The 19237-nt window shown below is 63.9% G+C and carries 16 protein-coding genes; 11 read left to right on the top strand and 5 right to left on the bottom strand.

The window, feature by feature from the left end; genetic code table 11:
- Window positions 1-696 carry a PAQR family membrane homeostasis protein TrhA gene (trhA, locus tag F758_RS0108825; RefSeq protein ID WP_024507526.1) on the bottom strand — a complete coding sequence of 232 codons (696 nt, stop codon included), beginning with the start codon at window positions 694-696 and terminating at the stop codon, window positions 1-3.
- A 182-nt stretch (window positions 697-878) separates the two neighbouring features.
- On the opposite strand from trhA, the gene F758_RS0108820 reads away from it, so the two are divergent.
- Together F758_RS0108820 and F758_RS0108815 are read left to right on the top strand one after the other, a co-directional pair.
- Window positions 879-2348 (top strand): YcjX family GTP-binding protein, encoded by a 1470-nt coding sequence (locus tag F758_RS0108820; protein WP_024507525.1) that lies wholly within the window; start codon window positions 879-881, stop codon window positions 2346-2348.
- Window positions 2345-3373, top strand: a complete 1029-nt coding sequence (locus F758_RS0108815) for a YcjF family protein (protein ID WP_024507524.1) — start codon at window positions 2345-2347, stop codon at window positions 3371-3373. Before F758_RS0108820 ends, F758_RS0108815 begins: the two co-directional genes overlap by 4 nt.
- 152 nt (window positions 3374-3525) lie before the next feature.
- On the opposite strand, the gene F758_RS0108810 is transcribed toward F758_RS0108815, so the two are convergent.
- Complete coding sequence (locus tag F758_RS0108810; RefSeq protein ID WP_035721437.1) at window positions 3526-5106, bottom strand: glycosyltransferase family 39 protein; 1581 nt, start codon at window positions 5104-5106, stop codon at window positions 3526-3528.
- Window positions 5107-5311: 205 nt separating this feature from the next.
- On the opposite strand from F758_RS0108810, the gene F758_RS0108805 reads away from it, so the two are divergent.
- From F758_RS0108805 to F758_RS0108780, 6 genes are all read left to right on the top strand, one after another.
- Window positions 5312-7057: an adenylate/guanylate cyclase domain-containing protein gene (locus F758_RS0108805; protein WP_051386770.1), complete on the top strand. Its 1746-nt coding sequence runs from the start codon at window positions 5312-5314 to the stop codon at window positions 7055-7057.
- 140 nt (window positions 7058-7197) lie between these two features.
- On the top strand, window positions 7198-8397 hold the full coding sequence (gene sorA / locus F758_RS0108800) for a SorA family sulfite dehydrogenase catalytic subunit (RefSeq protein WP_024507521.1): 1200 nt from the start codon (window positions 7198-7200) through the stop codon (window positions 8395-8397).
- A 12-nt stretch (window positions 8398-8409) separates the two neighbouring features.
- On the top strand, window positions 8410-8721 hold the full coding sequence (gene sorB, locus F758_RS0108795; protein WP_024507520.1) for a SorB family sulfite dehydrogenase c-type cytochrome subunit: 312 nt from the start codon (window positions 8410-8412) through the stop codon (window positions 8719-8721).
- 266 nt (window positions 8722-8987) lie between these two features.
- Window positions 8988-9188 (top strand): cold-shock protein, encoded by a 201-nt coding sequence (locus tag F758_RS0108790; protein ID WP_024507519.1) that lies wholly within the window; start codon window positions 8988-8990, stop codon window positions 9186-9188.
- Between the two features lie 139 nt (window positions 9189-9327).
- Entirely contained in the window at window positions 9328-12417 is a 3090-nt protein-coding gene (gene putA / locus F758_RS0108785; RefSeq protein WP_024507518.1) for a bifunctional proline dehydrogenase/L-glutamate gamma-semialdehyde dehydrogenase PutA, read from the top strand.
- A gap of 139 nt (window positions 12418-12556) precedes the next feature.
- A complete protein-coding gene (locus F758_RS0108780) occupies window positions 12557-13762 on the top strand; it encodes a CaiB/BaiF CoA transferase family protein (protein ID WP_024507517.1) in 1206 nt (401 codons plus the stop codon).
- A 171-nt stretch (window positions 13763-13933) separates the two neighbouring features.
- Here F758_RS0108780 and F758_RS50755 read toward each other — a convergent pair whose 3' ends face one another.
- From F758_RS50755 to F758_RS0108765, 3 genes are all read right to left on the bottom strand, one after another.
- Window positions 13934-14101, bottom strand: coding sequence for a hypothetical protein (locus F758_RS50755; protein ID WP_198026439.1), 168 nt, complete (start codon window positions 14099-14101; stop codon window positions 13934-13936).
- Window positions 14102-14184: 83 nt separating this feature from the next.
- A complete protein-coding gene (locus F758_RS0108770; RefSeq protein ID WP_035721338.1) occupies window positions 14185-15756 on the bottom strand; it encodes a hypothetical protein in 1572 nt (523 codons plus the stop codon).
- A 96-nt stretch (window positions 15757-15852) separates the two neighbouring features.
- Entirely contained in the window at window positions 15853-16929 is a 1077-nt protein-coding gene (locus F758_RS0108765) for a hypothetical protein (RefSeq protein WP_024507515.1), read from the bottom strand.
- A gap of 275 nt (window positions 16930-17204) precedes the next feature.
- Between F758_RS0108765 and F758_RS0108755 the strand changes: the two genes are divergently transcribed.
- From F758_RS0108755 to F758_RS0108745, 3 genes are all read left to right on the top strand, one after another.
- Window positions 17205-17579, top strand: a complete 375-nt coding sequence (locus tag F758_RS0108755) for a Crp/Fnr family transcriptional regulator (RefSeq protein ID WP_024507514.1) — start codon at window positions 17205-17207, stop codon at window positions 17577-17579.
- Window positions 17576-18391: an MBL fold metallo-hydrolase gene (locus tag F758_RS0108750; protein ID WP_024507513.1), complete on the top strand. Its 816-nt coding sequence runs from the start codon at window positions 17576-17578 to the stop codon at window positions 18389-18391. The genes F758_RS0108755 and F758_RS0108750 overlap by 4 nt, the downstream gene beginning before the upstream one ends.
- A gap of 289 nt (window positions 18392-18680) precedes the next feature.
- Window positions 18681-18935 (top strand): hypothetical protein, encoded by a 255-nt coding sequence (locus F758_RS0108745; protein ID WP_024507512.1) that lies wholly within the window; start codon window positions 18681-18683, stop codon window positions 18933-18935.
- Window positions 18936-19237 lie beyond the last annotated feature (302 nt).

Genomic DNA, 19237 nt, shown 5'->3' with positions numbered 1-19237 from the left:
TCAGGCTAGAATCAGATCCAGCACCGCGGAATAATGGCAGGCCGCGCCGAGCAACACGAAACAATGCCAGATCGCGTTCTGGAAGCGCAGCCGCCGCCAAGCGTGAAAGATCACGCCAAGACTATAGAGCGCGCCGCCAGCGAGCACCAGCCGCAGCGCGAGCGTCGGCAGTGCCGCGACCACCCAATCATAGAGCATCGCCCCGCTCCAGCCGAGCGCGAGATAGAGGCCGATCGAGAGCCGGTCGAACCGGCCGGGCCAGCCGAGCTTGAGCACGATGCCGAAGATCGCCACGCACCAGACACCGACGAGAAGCGCAACCGAGAACACGCTCGGCTCCAGTTCCATGATGAACGGCGTGTAGGTCGCCGCGATCAGCACGTAAATCGCCGAGTGATCGAAGCGCCGCAGCACCCATTTGGCGCGCGACACCGGCCAGAGATTGTACGTCGCCGACAGCACCAGCATGGTGAGCAGGCCGGCGACATAGATCGACACGCCGACGATATCGAGCGCGGTGGCATAGACCGCGGTCAACACCACCAGCGCGGTGGCGGCGATCAGTCCTAGGATGATGCCAATGGCATGGACGATGCCGTCGGCGATCAGTTCCGCGCGATCATAATCCCAGCCGACCGCCCCCGCCGCCGCATGGACGGAGGTCGAGGCCAGTTGCTTCAGCTTGAACATCGTCATGGCTTGGTCCGAAAAACCTTCTGGTTGAGCGGTAGAATTAGTTGTTGACTGGTGAACGATGGGTTCAAGCCACCTTAACCGTGGTTCACCTGCGCCAGTGTGAAGCTTGATTTCGGCTATGCAATGGCCACCTTTGCCCTAGCGTTCCCGCCCGTTCTCCTGCCCTGAGTTTCCGTCGCTTTATGGCCCTCAGCCTGTCCGATATCGTCGAGGAAGCCCGCCTCTCGGCGCGGGCGTTGCTAGACTATGGGGAGCACCTCTTCAACCCGACCGTACGGCTCGGCGTTACCGGCTTGTCACGTGCCGGAAAAACCGTGTTCATCACCGCACTGATCCATGGGCTCACACGCGGCGGCCGCTTTCCTGTCTTCGAGGCCTATGCCTCCGGGCGGATCGCCCGCGCCCAGCTCGCGCCGCAGCCTGATGATGCCGTGCCGCGCTTTGCCTATGAGAGCCATTTGCACACCTTGATCGAGAAGCGCGGCTGGCCGAACTCAACCGTCGACATCAGCGAGCTCCGTCTGGTGATCGACTATCAGCGACAAAACAGCGCAGAGCGGACACTGACGCTCGATATTGTCGATTACCCCGGCGAATGGCTTTTGGATCTGCCGCTCCTCAACAAGAGCTACGAGCAATGGGCGCGAGAGAGCCTTGAGCTGTCCCGGGAAAAGCCGCGTGCGCCGCTCGCGGCCGTCTGGCATGCGCAGCTCGCCACGCTTGAGCCGAGCGGCCGGGAAGACGAGCAGGCGACGCTCGTGGCGGCGAAACTCTTCACCGACTATTTGCGCGCCTGCCGCGACGAGCGGTTTGCCATGAGCCTGTTGCCGCCCGGGCGTTTCCTGATGCCAGGCAATCTTGCGGGTTCGCCGGCGCTCACCTTTGCGCCGCTGGACGTGCCGCCAGACGGTGCGGCGCCGGAAGGCTCGCTGTGGGCGATGATGGTCCGCCGCTACGAAGCCTACAAGGACGTGGTGGTACGTCCCTTCTTCCGCGATCATTTTGCGCGGCTCGATCGCCAGATCGTGCTGGTCGATGCGCTCGCGGCCTTCAATTCCGGCCCTGAGGCGCTGCACGATCTCGAGGCGGCACTGGCCGGAATTCTCGACTGCTTCAGGGTCGGCCGCTCGACCCTCTTATCAGCGCTGTTCCGGCCGCGGATCGACCGCATTCTGTTTGCCGCCACCAAGGCCGACCATCTGCACCACTCGAGCCATGATAGACTCGAGGCCATCCTGCGCCGCTCGGTCGCCAGGGCGGTCGCGAAGGCCGAGAGCACCGGCGCCACGATCGACGTCGTGGCGCTGGCGGCGGTCCGCGCCACGCGCGAAGCCATGGTCTCCCGCGGCCACGACAAACTGCCCTCGATCCTCGGCACCCCATTGCCCGGCGAGACGGATGGCGGTGAAACCTTTGACGGCGAGACGGAAGTCGCGACCTTTCCCGGCGACCTGCCCGCCGATCCCGAGGCGCTGTTCGATGGCGAAGGCTCCTTTCGCGGACTTTCCAGCACGGCGGCCGAAGCATCGGACTTCCGCTTCCTGCGTTTCCGCCCGCCGCCGCTGGAGCGCGATGGCGATGGCGCGCCCGCGCTGCCTCACATCCGCCTCGACCGCGCGCTGCAGTTTCTGATTGGAGATCGATTGCAATGAGCGAGCGCCAGCAACCGCGCAAGCCGCAAACCTTCCGGCTCGACGATCCCGGCGTTGTCGTGGTCGATGAAAAGGACGCGCCTCGGCCGTCGCGCGGCACCATCCAGATCACCCCGGAAGCAGAGCCGGCGTCGCTGCCGGTGCCGATCGAAGCACCGGTCTTGGAGCGGCGCGGCTTCCGCTGGGGCGCGCTGTTCTGGGCCGCAATCGCCGGACTCGTGCTGCTCGGGCTCGGGCTCGGCGTCACGCAGTTGGTGGAGGATCTGTTCGCCCGCAGCGAAAGCCTCGGCATTGTCGGCCTCGTCTTTGCCTTCACGGCGGCACTCGCGCTTGCTGCCGTCACCGCGCGCGAAACGGTCGGCCTGATGCGGCTAGCCGCGATCGAAAAGCTGCAGGCCCGCGCGGCCTCGGTGCTGCTCAGCGATGAGCGCGCCGAGAGCCGCGATGTCGTGCGACAGCTCCTGAGGATCGCACACCAGAATCCGCAACTCGCCCGCGCCCGCCTGGCGCTGCAAGGCCATGTCGACGATATCATCGACGGCGCCGACATGATCCGGCTCGCCGAACGCGAATTGATGACGCCGCTGGACCGCGAGGCGCGTCGCCTGGTGTCCTTGGCGGCGCAGCGCGTATCGATCGTCACCGCCGTCAGCCCGCGTGCCGTGATCGACGTGCTGTTCGTGTTCGTGGCCTCCTTGCGGCTGATCCGGCAATTGGCGCGGCTCTATGGCGGACGGCCGGGCGCGCTCGGCATGATCAGACTCTTGCGCCACGTCATCGCGCACCTTGCGATTACCGGCGGCATGGCGGCGAGCGACAGCCTGGTGCAACAAGTGCTCGGCCATGGCATCGCGGCAAGGCTGTCGCAGCGGCTCGGCGAAGGCGTGCTCAACGGCCTGCTCACCGCGCGTCTGGGTCTCGCCGCCATCGAGGTGACGCGTCCATTGCCCTTCGCGGCGCTGCCGCGGCCAGTGCTCGCTGATCTTGCGAAGGATCTCCTGCGCAAGCGGGACGACGAGGAATAATTGCACCCGCGTTGCAATGTTAAACCGTTATCCTGAGGAGGCCGCGCAGCGGCCGTCTCGAAGAGCGACGGCCGGGCTGTCGCAGCGGGTCCATTTATCCTTCGAGGCTCGCTGACGCTCGTGCGTCAGGATGACGGGACTGGCTTGGGAGCCTAGGCCACTGCGGCGTCGGGCACCCAGATATCGCCCGCCAGCACGCGCCAGCGGAAGAAGGGCGAGTCGGGCGGCGGATTAAGTTCTGGCGTCCAGCCGGTGAGCTTATCGAGCGAATAGGTGTCCATCACGCTGCCACGCCAGACCCGATCGACGCGCTCCAGCGGCTCGCGCTTGGCCGTGGTCAGGTCCCAGAGCGGGAGCCTGTTGTCGGGCTCGCGCGCGACATAAAGACCGGTGTGGCCCTCGATCTTGTCCATGCCGGGATCGGCAAAGCCCTGAAAGCGGCCGCGCTCGTTGATCTGGATGACCGGCACCCGGCCATTGAAATACCAGCGCATCATCGCATAGGTGCGGTAGTCCGTGGTCGCGATCCAGGTCGCGCCAGTCTTGTCCAATTGCGCCTGCACCCGCGCCGCCACCGGCCCGTAGCCCGCTTCGCCGCCGATCGGATCGGCGCGGCCGATCAGATTCCAGGGGCTCGCGACGGCGTAGAGAAAGACCAGGACGACCGTCACGAGACCCGACACGACCGCCGTATTCGCCCACCAGATCGTCGATCTGATCATCCAGGCCGGCCAGCCTTCGCGCGGCAGCATCGCGATGTTGATCGCGGCGGCGGCAAGGCCGACCGGCCACATGAACATCGGCCAGGTATCGCCGACACGAAGCGTGAGCGACTTCCAGAGAAAATACAGGAACGGCACGATCACCGCGGTCGACAGCAGGATCGCGACCGGCTCGCGCCCGAGATAGCCGCGCCGCGCCGTCAGAATGAGACCCGACAGCACCACCGGCAGCACCACGAAACCGACCTGCCCGAATTGCAGGCCGATATAGTCGGCAACTGTGCGGAGCGTGATGTCGTGGTTGGCCGTCGCCCGCACGAGCTGGAAGCGGAACGAGGCGAAGTCATGCTGCACGTTCCAGATCAGGACGGGCGAAAACAGCGCGAGCGCGATCAGGGCCGCAAGCAACGGATATGGGCTTTTCAGCCAACGCGCCCGCCAGTCCGGCACCAGCACGAAGGCGATGATGGCCGGCACGAACATCACCACGGTGAACTTCGATAGCAGCGACAGGCCGCCAAATGTCCCCGCGGCGAGCCACCAGCGCGCATCATTGCTCTCCACCAGCCGCACCAGTGCCCAGACCATCGCGACCGAGAACGGGATCAGCGCGACGTCGGGCGCGACCTTTGCCATCAACAGCCCATAATAGACCGCGGCCTCCGGCAGCAGCAGCGCGAGCACGATCGCGCGAATGTCATGCGTCACGCGCCTTGCGATATCGGCGAGCAAAAGCTGCGTCACCAGCATCGCCAGGATGCCGCCGAAGCGGACGCCGAAATTGGTGTCGCCGAACATCGCGGTGCCCAGCCGGATGAACCATGCGATCATCGGCGGGTGATCGAGAAAGCACAGCACATTTTCCTTCGACCAGGTCCAGTAATAGGCCTCGTCGGTGCGCAGATCGATCAGGCAGGCATAGGCGATGCGCAAGGCCGTCATCGCGGCGATGACGACGGCGGCGACCAGCAATGGCCGATGGGAAACCGGATCCGGCTTGCCGCGGATCATCTCGGGCGGGGCAGTTGTCACGGCGCGCTTTTCCACGACTGGATCGGGGGTGTCAACGCCGGCAAGCCCCGCGCCGCGGCTATACACTATTCCTTCGCCCAGAGGTGCTCGGGAGGTGTAAAGTTCCGTCGGCTGGCTTGCTGGGATGACCCATGAAGCGGTATCCCCGCAAGGAATAAACGTCGCGCAAGCGGGTCATGCTTCCATGGACCACGTGGCCATCAGCTACCGGGAAAGGCTGCAGGACTGGCTGCGCGGCATCGGCGCACGCCAGGTCCGTCTCGTCTGCGGGCTGATCCTGTTCGCCTATCTGATCAGCCATTTCCTCAACCACGCGCTCGGCAACATCTCGGTCGAGGCGATGCAGACCGGCGTCTACTATCACACGCTGTTCTGGCGGTTCCTCCCCGTCGCCGTGGTGTTCTATACGGCCGCGCTGTTGCACATGGGTCTCGGCATCTGGGCACTATACCAGCGTCGGGAATTCCGCTGGAAGGCCATGGAGCCCCTGCAGCTCGCGCTCGGACTGAGCATTCCGCTCCTGGTCATGAGTCATATCGTCAGCGTGCGGCTCGGCCGGACCTTGTTCGACCACGAGAAGCTCTATCCGCAGGAGCTTTATGCCTTCTGGGTTGGACATCCCGGCAAGGGCCTGCAGATCACGACCGTTCTGCTCGTCGCCTGGACGCATGCGTCCATCGGTCTGCACTTCTGGCTGCGCATGAAGAAATTCTACAGTTGGGCGGCGCCGTTCCTGCTCGCCGCAGCCGTGCTGGTTCCGACGCTGGCTCTGCTCGGATTCTATCAGGGGGGCCGGACCATCATCGCAGAGAGCGCAAGCCCGGAATGGCAGGACGAGAATCTCTCTGCGCGGAAGGTGGGGACGCCGGCAGAGGGGGATGTGCTGGACGCTGTCACGGACTACGCCCTGCTCGGCTATCTCGGCCTGATCGGGCTTTCCGTGCTCGCAAGAGGCGCCCGCGAGTTGCACGAGCGACGTGGCGGCATGATCACCCTCTCCTATGGCAACGGCAAGACCGTCCGCGTGCCGAAAGGCCTCAGCGTGTTGGAAGCGAGCCTGCGCCATAACGTGCCGCATGCGAGCGTCTGCGGCGGCCGGGCGCGCTGCTCGACCTGCCGCATCCGCGTGATCGGCGATTGCAGTAGCCTGCCCGAGCCTTCGCAACGCGAAGCCTTCGTGCTGAGCAGGGTCGGTACGGCCGACCCGTCGATCCGCCTGGCCTGCCAGCTCCGCCCCACCGCCGACCTCTCCTTCTTCCAGTTGTTCACCCCGAGCACGATCTCGGCGAACGCCCATGCCACCTACCCCGCGCGGATCGGGCAGGAGCGCTATCTCGTCAGCCTGTTCGTGGACATGCGCGGCTCGACCCAGCTTGCCGAGCACCGATTGCCTTTCGACACGGTCTTTATCGTCAACCGGTTTCTCGCCGCGGTATCGCAGGCCGTGATCAGTTGCGGCGGGCAGCCGAACCAGTTCGTCGGCGACGGCATGCTGGCGCTGTTCGGGCTTACCACGGATGCCGGGACGGCGAGCCGCCAGGCGCTGCGGGCGGCGGCAGCTATCGCCACCAATGTCGAGGAATTGAACCAGTTTCTCGCGCACGATCTGCGCGAGCCGATCCGCTTCGGCATCGGCATTCACGGTGGTGAAGTGATCGTTGGGGATATCGGCTACCGCGATCACATGGTGTTCACGGCGCTTGGCGACGCCGTCAATGTTGCCGCAAGGCTGCAGGACATGACCAAGAGCCTCACCTGCGAGGCCCTCGTCTCGGAGGAAGTGTGCGCCACCGCGAGCGTGACCGCCGACGACCTGCCGCGGCAGGACGTGGCCATTCGCGGACGCGCCGAGCCTATGACGGTCCATGTCGTCGCAAATGCGAAGACGCTGCTCGCTCTCGTCGATAGCCTGGACGCCATTGCTGCTTGAGCGGCATCACGCGATTGCGCTGCAGCGCAGCAGCAGCCGAGCGCTGCCAAAGCATGAATTGACTTCACCCAAGGCGACCGTGAAACATGATGCGCCGGTGATGACCGGCGACAGAAAATGCTTCGGAGGAAGCCAACAAAATGCTCGACAGACGAGAATTGATGAAGCGCGCCGGCCTCGCCGCCCTCGCGACGGGATTGGGCGCGGCGAAAGCCTTCGCGCTCGATACGGTGACCCTGCCCTTCGAGAATGGCGAACGGCCGCTCGTGAAATATCCGCAGAAGCGGCCGTTGATCGGCCTGACCAGTCGGCCGCCGCAGTTGGAGACTCCGTTCTCGGTTTTCAATGACGGTCCGATCACGCCGAACAACGCGTTCTTCGTGCGCTATCATCTGGCCGGCCTGCCGCTCGATCTCGACCCGGACAAGTTCACCTTGCAGGTGAAGGGCAAGGTCGACAAGCCGCTCAACCTCTCGCTCAAGGACATCAGGAAGCTCAAGGCGGTCGAGATCGTCGCCGTCAATCAATGCTCCGGCAACAGCCGCGGCTTTTTCGATCCGCGCGTCCCCGGCGGGCAACTCGCCAACGGCGCCATGGGCAATGCGCGCTGGCGCGGCGTGCCGCTCAAGACGGTGCTGGATATGGCCGGCGTCCAGCAGGGCGCGAAACAGATCACCCTGAACGGCATGGACGGGCCGGTCAGCGACAAGACGCCCGACTTCGTCAAGGCGCTCGACATCGATCACGCCCGCGACGGCGAGGTGATGCTGGCCTATGGCATGAACGGCGATGACCTGCCCTTCCTCAACGGCTTTCCGCTGCGGCTGGTCGTGCCCGGTTACTACGGCACCTACTGGGTCAAGCACCTCAACGAGATCACTGTCATCGACAACGAATTCGACGGCTTCTGGATGAAGACGGCCTATCGGATCCCGGACACGCCCTGCGCCTGCGTCGAGCCGGGCACCGCGCCGAAGGCGACGATCCCGATCAACCGCTTTGACGTGCGCTCCTTCATCACCAGCGTCGCCGATGGGGCCAAGCTGAAGGCCGGCACCGCAAGGCTGAAGGGCATCGCCTTCGACGGCGGCAAGGGCATCAAGGAAGTCGCGGTCTCGACCGACGGCGGCAAGAACTGGACTCCGGCCAAGCTGGGCGAGGATCTCGGCAAATATTCCTTCCGCGAATGGGGGCTGCCGATCAAACTTGCCGCCGGCAGCTATGAGCTGAAGGTGCGCGCCACCAACACGGCAGGCGAAACCCAGCCGATGGAGCCGCGATGGAATCCGGCCGGCTACATGCGCAACGTCGTCGAAACCGTTCGCGTCAATGTGGCTTGAGGAGCGATGAACATGATGCGCTCTTTTCTCCTCACGCTCACTTCGATTGCTGCGCTTGGTCTGGTCGAGGCTTTCGCGGCGCCGGTCTCCTATCAGCTGCCGGAAGAGACCGCGGCCTTCAAACCGGGCCCGAACCTCGATGTGGTCAAGAACAATTGCACCGGCTGTCACTCCGCCGACTATGTCGTCACTCAGCCGCGCAACGTGAAATCGAAGAAAGACTTCTGGCAGGCCGAAGTGACCAAGATGATCAAGCTCTATGGCGCCCCGATCGACGATGCCGACATCGGCAAGATCGTCGACTATCTTGCGGCGACCTATTGAGGGCTGGCGATGCGCATCCGCTCCTCTAAGCGGGCGCGCTTCGCTCGATCGGCGGCAGTTCAGCCCGGCCGATACGGTCCATGAAATGACCGCGAAACAGGCAAAATGCTTAAAATGCGCCTCGATATCGAACATTTCCGGCAACAATCTCGCCGTTGTTTACGCTACCATGAAACCTATAATCCGCGTATTCTTGCAGGTCCGAGACAACGGCCTGCGGGGGCCGTCGGCTTATTTGATTTTTTTGATCCCGCGGAGACGACGTAATGGCTAAAGGTACGGTCAAGTGGTTCAACCCGACCAAGGGCTACGGATTTATCCAGCCCTCGACTGGCGGAAAGGACGTGTTCGTTCACATTTCGGCGGTGCACAAGGCTGGACTGACCACGCTCAATGAAGGGCAGAGCATTGAATACGAAGAGATTGCCAATCGCGGCAAAACCTCGGCCGAGAACCTGAAGGTCTAGCTCCCCGGCCGCGCACTCCAGCCGAGCTGCACGGGCGATTTTCCGATTTTCGAATTGCATTTGGCGGGAACGGATCGCGTTCCTGCGCTAAAGCGGCTTTTCCTGCGAGGTCCGGTTGCGTGCTAAAATTGCGCACGCCATGACCGATTCCGCACCTCTTGCGCCGTTCACCGCCGCTTATGCGCCGGACGATATCCCGATTGCGAGACAACTGCTCGCAATCGCGCGTATGGATTCGGAGCAGGAGCGTCGGATCGACCGCCTCGCCACGCGCCTGATCGAGGCCGTCAGGACCAAGGACGATCGGCTGGGCGGCGTCGAGGACCTGCTGCGCGAGTTCGCGCTCTCCACCAAGGAGGGGCTGGCGCTGATGGTGCTGGCCGAGGCATTGCTGCGCGTGCCTGACGCGCGCACCGCCGACCAGTTCATCGAAGACAAGCTGGGCGAAGGCGACTTCATCCATCACGAAACCAAATCCAGCGCCTTCCTGGTCAATGCCTCGGCCTGGGCGCTCGGCATGTCGGCGCGCGTGATCCAGCCGGGCGAGACGCCGCAAGGAACGATCGGGCGCCTGGCGAAGCGATTGGGGCTGCCTGCCGTGCGCGCCGCCACACGGCAGGCGATGCGGCTGATGGGCAGTCATTTTGTGTTGGGCGAAACCATCGAAGCGGCGCTGGCGCGGACGCAACCGCATTCGGAGCGGCCCTCGCGCTATTCCTTCGATATGCTGGGTGAAGGCGCACGCACCGCTGCTGACGCGGAACGCTATTTCGGCGCCTATCGAAGCGCAATCGACGCCATTGGCCACACCGCGCGCAACCGCCCCCTGCCCGACCGCCCGGGCATTTCGGTCAAGCTATCGGCGCTGCATCCGCGTTTCGAGGCCATCGGCCGCGCACGCGTGATGGACGAACTGGTGCCGCGGCTGATCGAGCTGGCGCGCCAGGCCAAGGCCCATGATCTGAATTTTACCGTCGACGCCGAGGAGGCCGACCGGCTGGAATTGTCGCTCGACGTAATCGACGCGACCTTTTCCGATCCCTTGCTTTCCGGGTGGGACGGTTTTGGGCTCGCGATCCAGGCCTATCAAAAGCGCGCCGCCGACGTCATCGAGCATATCGATGCGCTGGCGCGTGCGCTTGGCCGACGCATGATGGTGCGGCTCGTCAAGGGGGCCTATTGGGACACCGAGATCAAGCGCGCGCAGGAGCGCGGCCTGCCCGGCTATCCCGTCTTTACGCGCAAGGCGATGACCGATCTCAACTACATCGCCTGTGTGCGAAAGCTGCTCGATTTGCGGCCGCGGCTGTTCCCGCAATTCGCCACACATAATGCGCTGACCGTCGCGACCGTGCTCGAACTCGCCGGCGACAGCCGCGATTTCGAATTCCAGCGCTTGCATGGCATGGGCGAAGCGCTGTACGAGCGCTTGAGCGAGGAGCGCCCCGACATCGCCTGCCGCACCTATGCGCCGGTCGGCAGCCACCGCGATCTGCTCGCCTACCTGGTGCGACGTCTTTTGGAGAACGGCGCCAACTCCTCATTCGTGGCGCTGGCGGCCGACGAAGCGGTCCCGCTGAAAACCCTGCTACGCAGGCCCGCCGACATCATTGGCGCGCCTGAGAAAGCGCAGCATCCGAACATTCCCTTGCCGCGCGACCTGCTGTTGCCGCAGCGGAAGAATTCGCGCGGAATCGAATTTGGCGAGCGCGCGTCCCTGCAGGGACTGCTCACCGCGATCGCAGGCGAAGCCGCGCCGGTCAACGCGGCACCTCTGATCGATGGCACGGCGGCCGCCGGTCCGGCGCGTTCGGTGGTAAGCCCTATCGATCTCCAGACATCGATCGGGAGCTTCATTGAAGCTTCACAAGCTCAGGTCGACCAGGCAGTCGCGGCCGCCCGCACAGGTTTTGCACGCTGGAGCCCGACGACGGCGCGGGCGCGTGCCGCAATCCTCGAGAAAGCCGCTGATCTCCTGGAGCGCCGTGCGGCTCACTTCATCGCGCTGTTGCAGCGCGAGGGCGGCAAGACACTTGACGACGCCCTCTCCGAAGTGCGCGAGGCCGCCGACTTCTGCCGCTACTATGCGAGCGAGGGCCGCAAGCTGTTTGGCGAAGATCAGCCGATGCCGGGCCCGACCGGCGAAAGCAATGTGCTGCGTCTGCGCGGCCGCGGCGTGTTCGTCGCCATCTCGCCCTGGAATTTTCCGCTCGCGATCTTCACCGGCCAAATCACGGCGGCGCTGATGGCCGGCAACAGCGTGGTCGCAAAGCCGGCCGAGCAAACACCGCTGATTGCGGCGCAGATGATCCGTTTGCTCTTTGAGGCAGGTGTCCCCCCGTCCGCCCTGCAGCTCTTGCCCGGCGACGGCGCAATCGGCGCCAAGCTCGTGGGTCACCCGGACATTGCCGGCGTCGTCTTTACCGGCTCGACCGAGGTGGCGCGCGCCATCAACCGGGCGCTTGCCGCGATAGATGGGCCGATCGTCCCGCTGATCGCCGAGACCGGCGGCATCAATGCGATGATTGCGGATGCAACCGCGCTGCCAGAGCAAGTCGCTGACGACGTCGTCACCTCCGCATTCCGTTCCGCCGGCCAGCGCTGCTCGGCCTTGCGCCTGTTGTTCCTGCAGGACGACGTCGCCGATCGCATGATCGAGATGATTGCCGGTGCGGCGCGAGAGCTGAAAATCGGTGACGTCCGCGATGTCGCGACCCATGTCGGCCCGGTCATCGACGCCGAAGCCAAGCAGCGGTTGGATGCGCATATCGCACGCATGAAGAGACAGGCGCGGATGCATTTTGCAGGAACTGCGCCGCCAGGCAATTACGTCGCGCCGCACATTTTCGAATTGGCCGATGCCTCGGAGCTCACCGAGGAGGTGTTCGGGCCGATCCTGCATGTCGTCCGCTTTGGCGCCAACCGGCTTCAGAACGTGCTGCGCGCGATCCGGGCGAGCGGCTATGGCTTGACGCTCGGCATTCACTCTCGCATCGACGACACGGTGGAAGGCGTGATCGACGCGCTCTCAGTGGGCAACGTCTACGTCAACCGCAACATGATCGGTGCCGTCGTTGGCGTGCAGCCATTCGGCGGCTTCGGCCTGTCCGGCACCGGACCCAAGGCGGGCGGGCCGCATTATCTCGCGCGCTTCGCCACCGAGCAGACGGTGACGATCAACACCGCCGCCGCCGGAGGCAACGCCGCGCTGCTTTCCGGCGAGGAATAGTTCGCCCTCTCTCCGCACAGGGTGAAAGCGCCGTTGCATCCCGCAGCAAACTCGGTCAAATGACATCTGATCTGCGCTAGCCAACATCGATAATTCCATCGCGCGGGAACAACAGCAAGAAACGGGAGCGACGCCAGACATGGAAAAAGGCATCTTCGAAGGGCTGAAAGTTTTGGATTGCGCGAGCTTTATCGCGGCACCCGCGGCCGCGACCGTGCTGTCGGATTTCGGTGCCGATGTGATCAAGATCGAACCGCCAGTCTCGGGCGATCCCTATCGCAACCTGCCGAATCTGCCGGGCTATCCGCACAGCGAGCACAATTTCGCCTGGATGCTCGAGGCCCGCAACAAGAAGAGCATTGCGCTCGATCTCAGCAAGCCGGAGGCGCAGGCGGTGCTGTATCGCCTGGTCGCGGAAGCCGATGTCTTCATCACGAACTTTCCGCCCAATGTGCGCGAAAAGCTTGGGCTGACCTACGACAAGCTCGCGCCGCTCAATGATCGGCTGATCTATGCTTCCTTCACCGGCTATGGCGAGAAAGGCGAGGAGGCCAATAAGCCCGGCTTTGACAGCAACGCCTATTGGGCGCGCTCGGGCCTGATGGATCTCGTCCGCGCCGATGAAGAGACGACGCCCGCCCGCTCGGTGGCGGGCATGGGCGACCACCCCTGCGCGATGGCGTTCTATAGCGCGATCGTCACCGCGCTCTACCGCCGCGAACGCACCGGCAAGGGCGGACATGTCAGCACCAATCTGATGGCGAACGGCGTCTGGGCCAACGGCGTGCTGGCGCAGGCCAAGCTTTGCGGCGCCAAATTCTCCCGGCGGCGGCCGCGCGAGCAGGCGCTCAACGCCGTGACCAATCACTACAAGTGCAAGGACGGCCGCTGGATCATTCTCTCGCTTTTGAACGAGGAGCGGCAATGGCCGACGCTGGCGCACTGTCTCGGCAGGGACGATCTAGTCACGGACGAGAGATTTGCGACCAAGGCCGATCGCCATGCGCGCTCGGTGGAATTGATCCGGATTTTTGATGAGGTGTTCGCGACCAAGACGCTGGCCGAGTGGCGCAAGCTGCTCGACGGCAACGGCCTGGTGTTTGGCGTGGTCGGCATTCTCGACGACATTCCGAACGATCGGCAGATGCTGGACAATGGCGTGCTGGTGCCATTCGAGAATGACACTATGCTCACCGTGAGCAGCCCGATCTGGATCGACGGCGAGAAGAAAGTGCAGCCTCGCAAGCCGCCCGGAATCGGCGAGCATAGCGAGGAGATCCTACACAAGGCCGGCTATGATGAAGCGGCGATCGAAAAACTGCGAGCGTCGGGCGCGGTCGCGTGAGAGAGCCGTCATTCCGAGCCGACGGGTCCGCGCGACGCGGCCCGATGACAGGCGAAGCCATCCAGACTCTCACCGCGGATACAGTCTGGATTGCTTCGTCGCTTGCGCTCCTCGCAATGACGGGCTTGGTTGAAGGTGCTCGTCCGGCTCTGCAACTTGATCGGGGATGCGCTAGCGGTTGAGCCAGGCCCAGACGATCAAAAGCGCGATCAAGCCGACGATGATCGCAAAAGCGAGGGCCCAGCCGCTCACCCTGATATCGCCGGTGGTCTGGCGCTCGGCCTCGTTCTTTGCGATCACACGATTACGCTCTCTGTCATCCTTGCCTACATCGTTCATCGCCGTGCCTCAAGCTCAGGTCCCGACTTCGCCGCGCCTCAGCTTAGCGTGAAATGATGTCTGCTGCTCAACGGCCTTGGCGCTTACCGGTTGTTCACAAAGCACATGCCCATCCGGCTTGCCGGGGTCATCGCCTGGCAGGCGAGGCCTTCGGCGCAGTTCCAGGAGCGGAAGCTGGGGTCGTTCTCGCTCGCCCTGGAGGACTGCGCATAGCAGTGCGCACCCCAGCCGTCTTCATACTCGGTGCCGGCGAGCTCGGTTGAGCCACGTAGTTGCGGGCGACTGGAGAAGCCGCGGGAGAAATCGGGCTCTCTGCCGTCGCCGAACGCGGCGAGAATATCGCGCCGCCTGACCTGGTCGCCAAAGAAATGCGGTGAGGCAGGCACGACGATGGTGTTGGAGGGCTTTGCCGCCATCCAGTCGACGCCGGGGAAATGGAAGCCGCCGATGCCACGCGTCTGGTGACAGCCGGCGCAGGTGATGTCGTTCAGCCGGCGCTCGAAACCCGCGACCGAGCGAATGTTCTGCAACTTTATGCCGCGCTCGGCGGCGTCTCGCAGCGCGCCGACGACATCGCCCTCGCTGAAGATCGGATCGCTCGTGCCGTCCTGGCCCGCGACCAGTCCGAAGGCCGGCTGCAGCTCCGAGACCGCAAAGCCGACCGGTGTCGGCGCGATTGCGCCCTTGGCCAGGAATTTGTCCGGAATCAGCACCGTGCCGCGGTCGAGCTCGTCGAAATGCGCGGGGTTCAGCAGCCAGTCCTTGAACTCGCGTCGCAGATCCTTGTCGGCCAGGAGCCGCGCGCGATCAATCTCGTCCTCCAGCGGGGCTTCCTCGAAGGCGCGCGTCTTGGCGTCATAATCGAACACCTTCATCAGATAGTCGGTGCGGAAATCGCGCGCCGCCGATTTCGGCGCATGCGCGATCTGCAGATTGGTCTCGATACGCAGGATGTTTTCCGGCATGACGGAATCGAGCGCGCCGCCCTTTCCCGTGAGTGTCGCCGCAAGCTCGTCTCCCGTGATCTGGAGATCAGCGGTGGCAAGCCAGCGGCGGGCGATCTCGCCACAGGTCATCGCCGCACCATTGGCATCGATCTGGCCATCCCGCTTCGCCTTGAGCACGAGGTTCAGCGTCATCGGCAGGCGAGGTGAAACGAAGGCTTCACCGATCTCGGCCGCTTTCGTCTGCGTCAAGCGGTAGATCAGCCTGATCTCGCCGCAGCCGGCGGGATCGACATAGGCGCGGTCCATCCGGTTGACAATGCCGGACAACACGAAGCGGGTATCGGGCAAGGTCAGTGCCGCGCGATCGAACAATTGAAAATCGAACGATGGTCCGACGCCGATGCTCTCATTGGGAAGCTCGGCCTTGTGACGCGCGACGTAGCGGTCGAACTCGTCATCCAAGGCCTTGCGCACCGGTCCCATTGCGGGCAGCGTAAACAGTTCGGCATTGGTGAGCGGGCCGCTTTCGACGCGCGCGGGCGCCAGCATCCGCGCAAGGCCAAAGCGGCCGGCATCGAGCGCGCGCAAGGCGAAGGGATCGATGATCGCGGCCCCGCGCTCGAGCGGAGGATTGTCGGCCGCTAGCGAGGCAGGCGTGCCGCCAAGCAGAAGCGCGAGAAGCAGCAGCGAGCGGATAAGGTGGCCCATGCCCGCAGTAACACCGCAACAAGGGGCCTATTCAAGGACGAAGGCGCTTCACGTTGGAGTGAAGCGCCTTCGCAACAGCAATTTGTGAAGGGCGGATTACCGCGCCACGATCAGGCCGCGCGAGGTGACCACGACCCAGCGGCCGTCCTGGCGGCGGATCGCATCGATGCGGCCCAGCCCCGGCACCGGATCGCCGGCATAGACCTCGTAAAGACCACTCCGTCCCTCGATCAGCGCTCCGCCATGGCCAACCTCGCGCAGCACCCAGCCGTCAACTGTCGGCAGCCGGGCGACCTCGCTCTTGGGCGCGGCGGCATTGGGGGAGGCTTGCGGCATCGGCAAGGATTGCGCGCCCGCGGGCGCCGTCACCGAGCCGGTGGCCTCTTTCGCAGCGGCCGGGGTCGCGGAGGCCACCACCTGACCGGCAGCGGGAGCCGTGCGCAGCTTATCGATGGCCTCGCTGAGCTTGGCGAGCTTTGCAGTGGGCTCAACCTGTGCCTTCTCGATACGGTCGAGCCGATCGTTCGTCTTGTTGAACTGGCTCTGGCTCGCCTTGGAGGTCTGCTCCAGGCCAGCTTTGAGCGCCGCAATATCGGCATCGATCCGTGCCACCGAAGCCTCAAGCGCCGCATTTGGCGACGGCGCCGGGGCCGTTTGCGTAAAGTGCGCCACGCCGACGGTGGCCAGGGCTCCGCCGGCCGCGCCGGCAATCACCCCCAGCACCAGCATCGCAGCGATCGCCGCGAAGCGGCGGATGCCCGATGTTTTGGAGGGCGCTTCCGTATCGCGCTTGGGTTCGGCCGTTTGGCTCTCCCAGGAATGCTCGCTTTGCTCCCAATTACGCTCACGCGGCGACATGATCAGAAGCTCGCGCGAGACGCGCGGCGCTTCCGCCGCAGTGGCGGCCTTTGAAGCTTCAGTGCCGAGACCTTCGACCTTGAACGGCTCGGCCTTCGGCATTTCAGGTTTTGCCGCCTCAATCTTCGGCGGCTCGACCTTGGCCTCGTCCGCCTTGGGCGGATCGATCTTGGCGTCCGCCTTCGGCGCCTCGTGATCGGGCGCAATCAGCGGGGAGTCGATCGTGGCGGGCTCCTGGGGAGTAGCGGACTCATGACTCCCAGCGCCAAGGGAGCCGGATTCGTCGCCGTTCTGCCGCGCTTCAAGTTCGCTCACGTCAAAAATCTCCCGCAAAGATTGACCATTTGCTAACTTTCATTGCTTGCCAATTCGTTACCGCCGCTCCAACGGCGGCCGCCTTACTGAAATTTTAGGGAATTATCCGGGGCGGATTTGGGTCCAGACCATGGAGGCGCTGTGGCAGCGCCTGCCTCAATCTCGGCCATGTTGCTCTGCGGCAAAGCGATCGTCCCGCTCAAGGCGTCGTTTGCGCGCCTCTGATTCCGGACTAACATGGCCTTGCAGGACGGGAGCCAGGAGGCCGGCGAGCCATGGCGATCGAGAAATGCATCCACGAGTTCGGCGTCGGCGACGTCATCTTTGAAGAGGGCTCCACGGGCCGCGAATTGTTCGTGGTGCTCGACGGTCAGGTCGAGATCGCCAAGATCAGGGGCGATACGAAGACCGTGATCGTCACCCTCGGCAAGGGCGAGTTCTTCGGCGAGATGGCCGTCATCGACGGCTCTGCCCGTTCGGCAAGTGCGGTCGTCGCGGCGCCCAACACGCGCGTGATGCGCATCAATCACGCCCGCTTCGTCTATCTGGTCAGCCAGCAGCCGGCCTTTGCGCTGATGGTGATGGATGCGCTCAGCAAGCGCTTGCGTGCGTCCAACGATCGCACCTACCGGGCTGCGGCAAACGCATGAGCGACCGCTGGCCCAACCCGTTCAAGATCCTGCTCGAAGACGAGGTCTGCACGCTGATTCTGGCCGCCCCTGACGTCTACCAGGTCCGCTTCAAGAACCGCGCAGCCAACAGCTATCTCGTCGTCGGCAGCAAGCGGACCATCATGATCGATGTCGGGCTGTCCTCGAACTATCCGCATCTCCTGGCCTGCCTCAACCATGTCGGCGTAACACCTGACAAGATCGACATGGTGGTGCTGAGCCACGAGCATCTCGATCACATCGGCGCGGCCTATCATTTCAACAACAGCCGCACCTATATCGCCGCGCACCGGCTGGCCGCCAACAAGATCACGCTGCGCGATGATTTCTCGATGCTGCGCAAGATGTTCAACGAGCCGAACGTGCCGATCGATATCGACATCTGGCTCGAAGAAGGCAACATGATCGATCTCGGCAATTTCCGCCTCGACGTCTTGTATACGCCGGGCCACACCTCGGCCTGCATATCCCTGTTCGACCCCGACAAGGGCCTTCTGTTCGCCGCCGACACTCTCATGCCCGGCGGCGTGATGGGCGGCGTATTCGGCTCGGGCTCGATCTCCGACTACATCCAGTCGCTGGAGCGGCTCAAGGGCCTGAACTCGAAGATCCTGCTGTCCGGCCACGGCCGGCTCTCCGACACGCCGCAGGAGGATGTGCGCATCGCGATCCAGCGCAGCCACGGGCTCTTGTCCGACACCGCGCAATTGTTCGATGCCCTGGACGCACGCGCCAATTTCGAACCGATCATGCAGTCGGTGCGCGACCTCAACAAGCTGGATGATAGCTGAGGCTTTTGGCAAGCCTGCCCCGTCACCGATCGTCGCTTTCGTTTCTCGCAACGACAACGCCGCACGGCGATGAAAAAAACACGGCCCCGTCTCGCATCACCAAGACGGGACCGTGTCTGGGCCACGGGGCAGGGGGGAATGTGGCCCGTCGCGTAACTGCGGGCGCATGCAGATGGTTCCATCGGGCACTCGTCCACAATCTGATCGCCGGGACATATCGCAGGTTAACGCGCGCGCCGAAAAACTGCGTCACGCTCAATCGAGTTCGATTCCCGGTGAAGGCTCGGTCATGCCCTTGCAATTCAACCGTACCATCGAGCGCATCGAATTATGGAGCGCCAATAGCGATGGCTTTTCCTTTGTGATCAGCCACGACGAATCGGCTGGCCCCGGATTTCGGGGACGCTCCGGCTATACGGCCTCATGGCGTCCGCTCGACTTCAACAGAGGCGCAATCAGGATCGGCGGCTCGCCGTTCAATACGTTCGCGAGCGCGGAGGAAGCGTGCAACACGATGCTTGGACATCTAAAGGGGTATCGCTGAATGCGCGCGAAGGGGGCGAAAGACCCGCAACAGAACCGCAGCAGTCGCGACGTCGGCTTCACCGATTGAATAGCGTCGGCTCCCACCTGTGTCATATCTGCCGCACTGCAGACCTATTCCTGAACCGCGTCACATTTGCCGCACTCTGGACGTATTCCGGCGGTCATGGTTACGCGGTATCGACGGGAAAACTCAGCAGCTAACTGCTTGTTTCTTCTAACCTAAAGGAGAAGTGTCGTGGTGAAAGTCATGATTGTCGCGGGTGCAACGCTTGCTATGGTGAGCGCCGCTTGCGCTGCCGA

Origin of the sequence: Bradyrhizobium sp. ARR65 (assembly GCF_000472385.1) — a bacterium.
Lineage (GTDB): Bacteria > Pseudomonadota > Alphaproteobacteria > Rhizobiales > Xanthobacteraceae > Bradyrhizobium.
The sequence above is the reverse complement of the archived record's forward strand: the minus strand, read 5'-3'. Positions and strand labels throughout refer to the sequence as shown.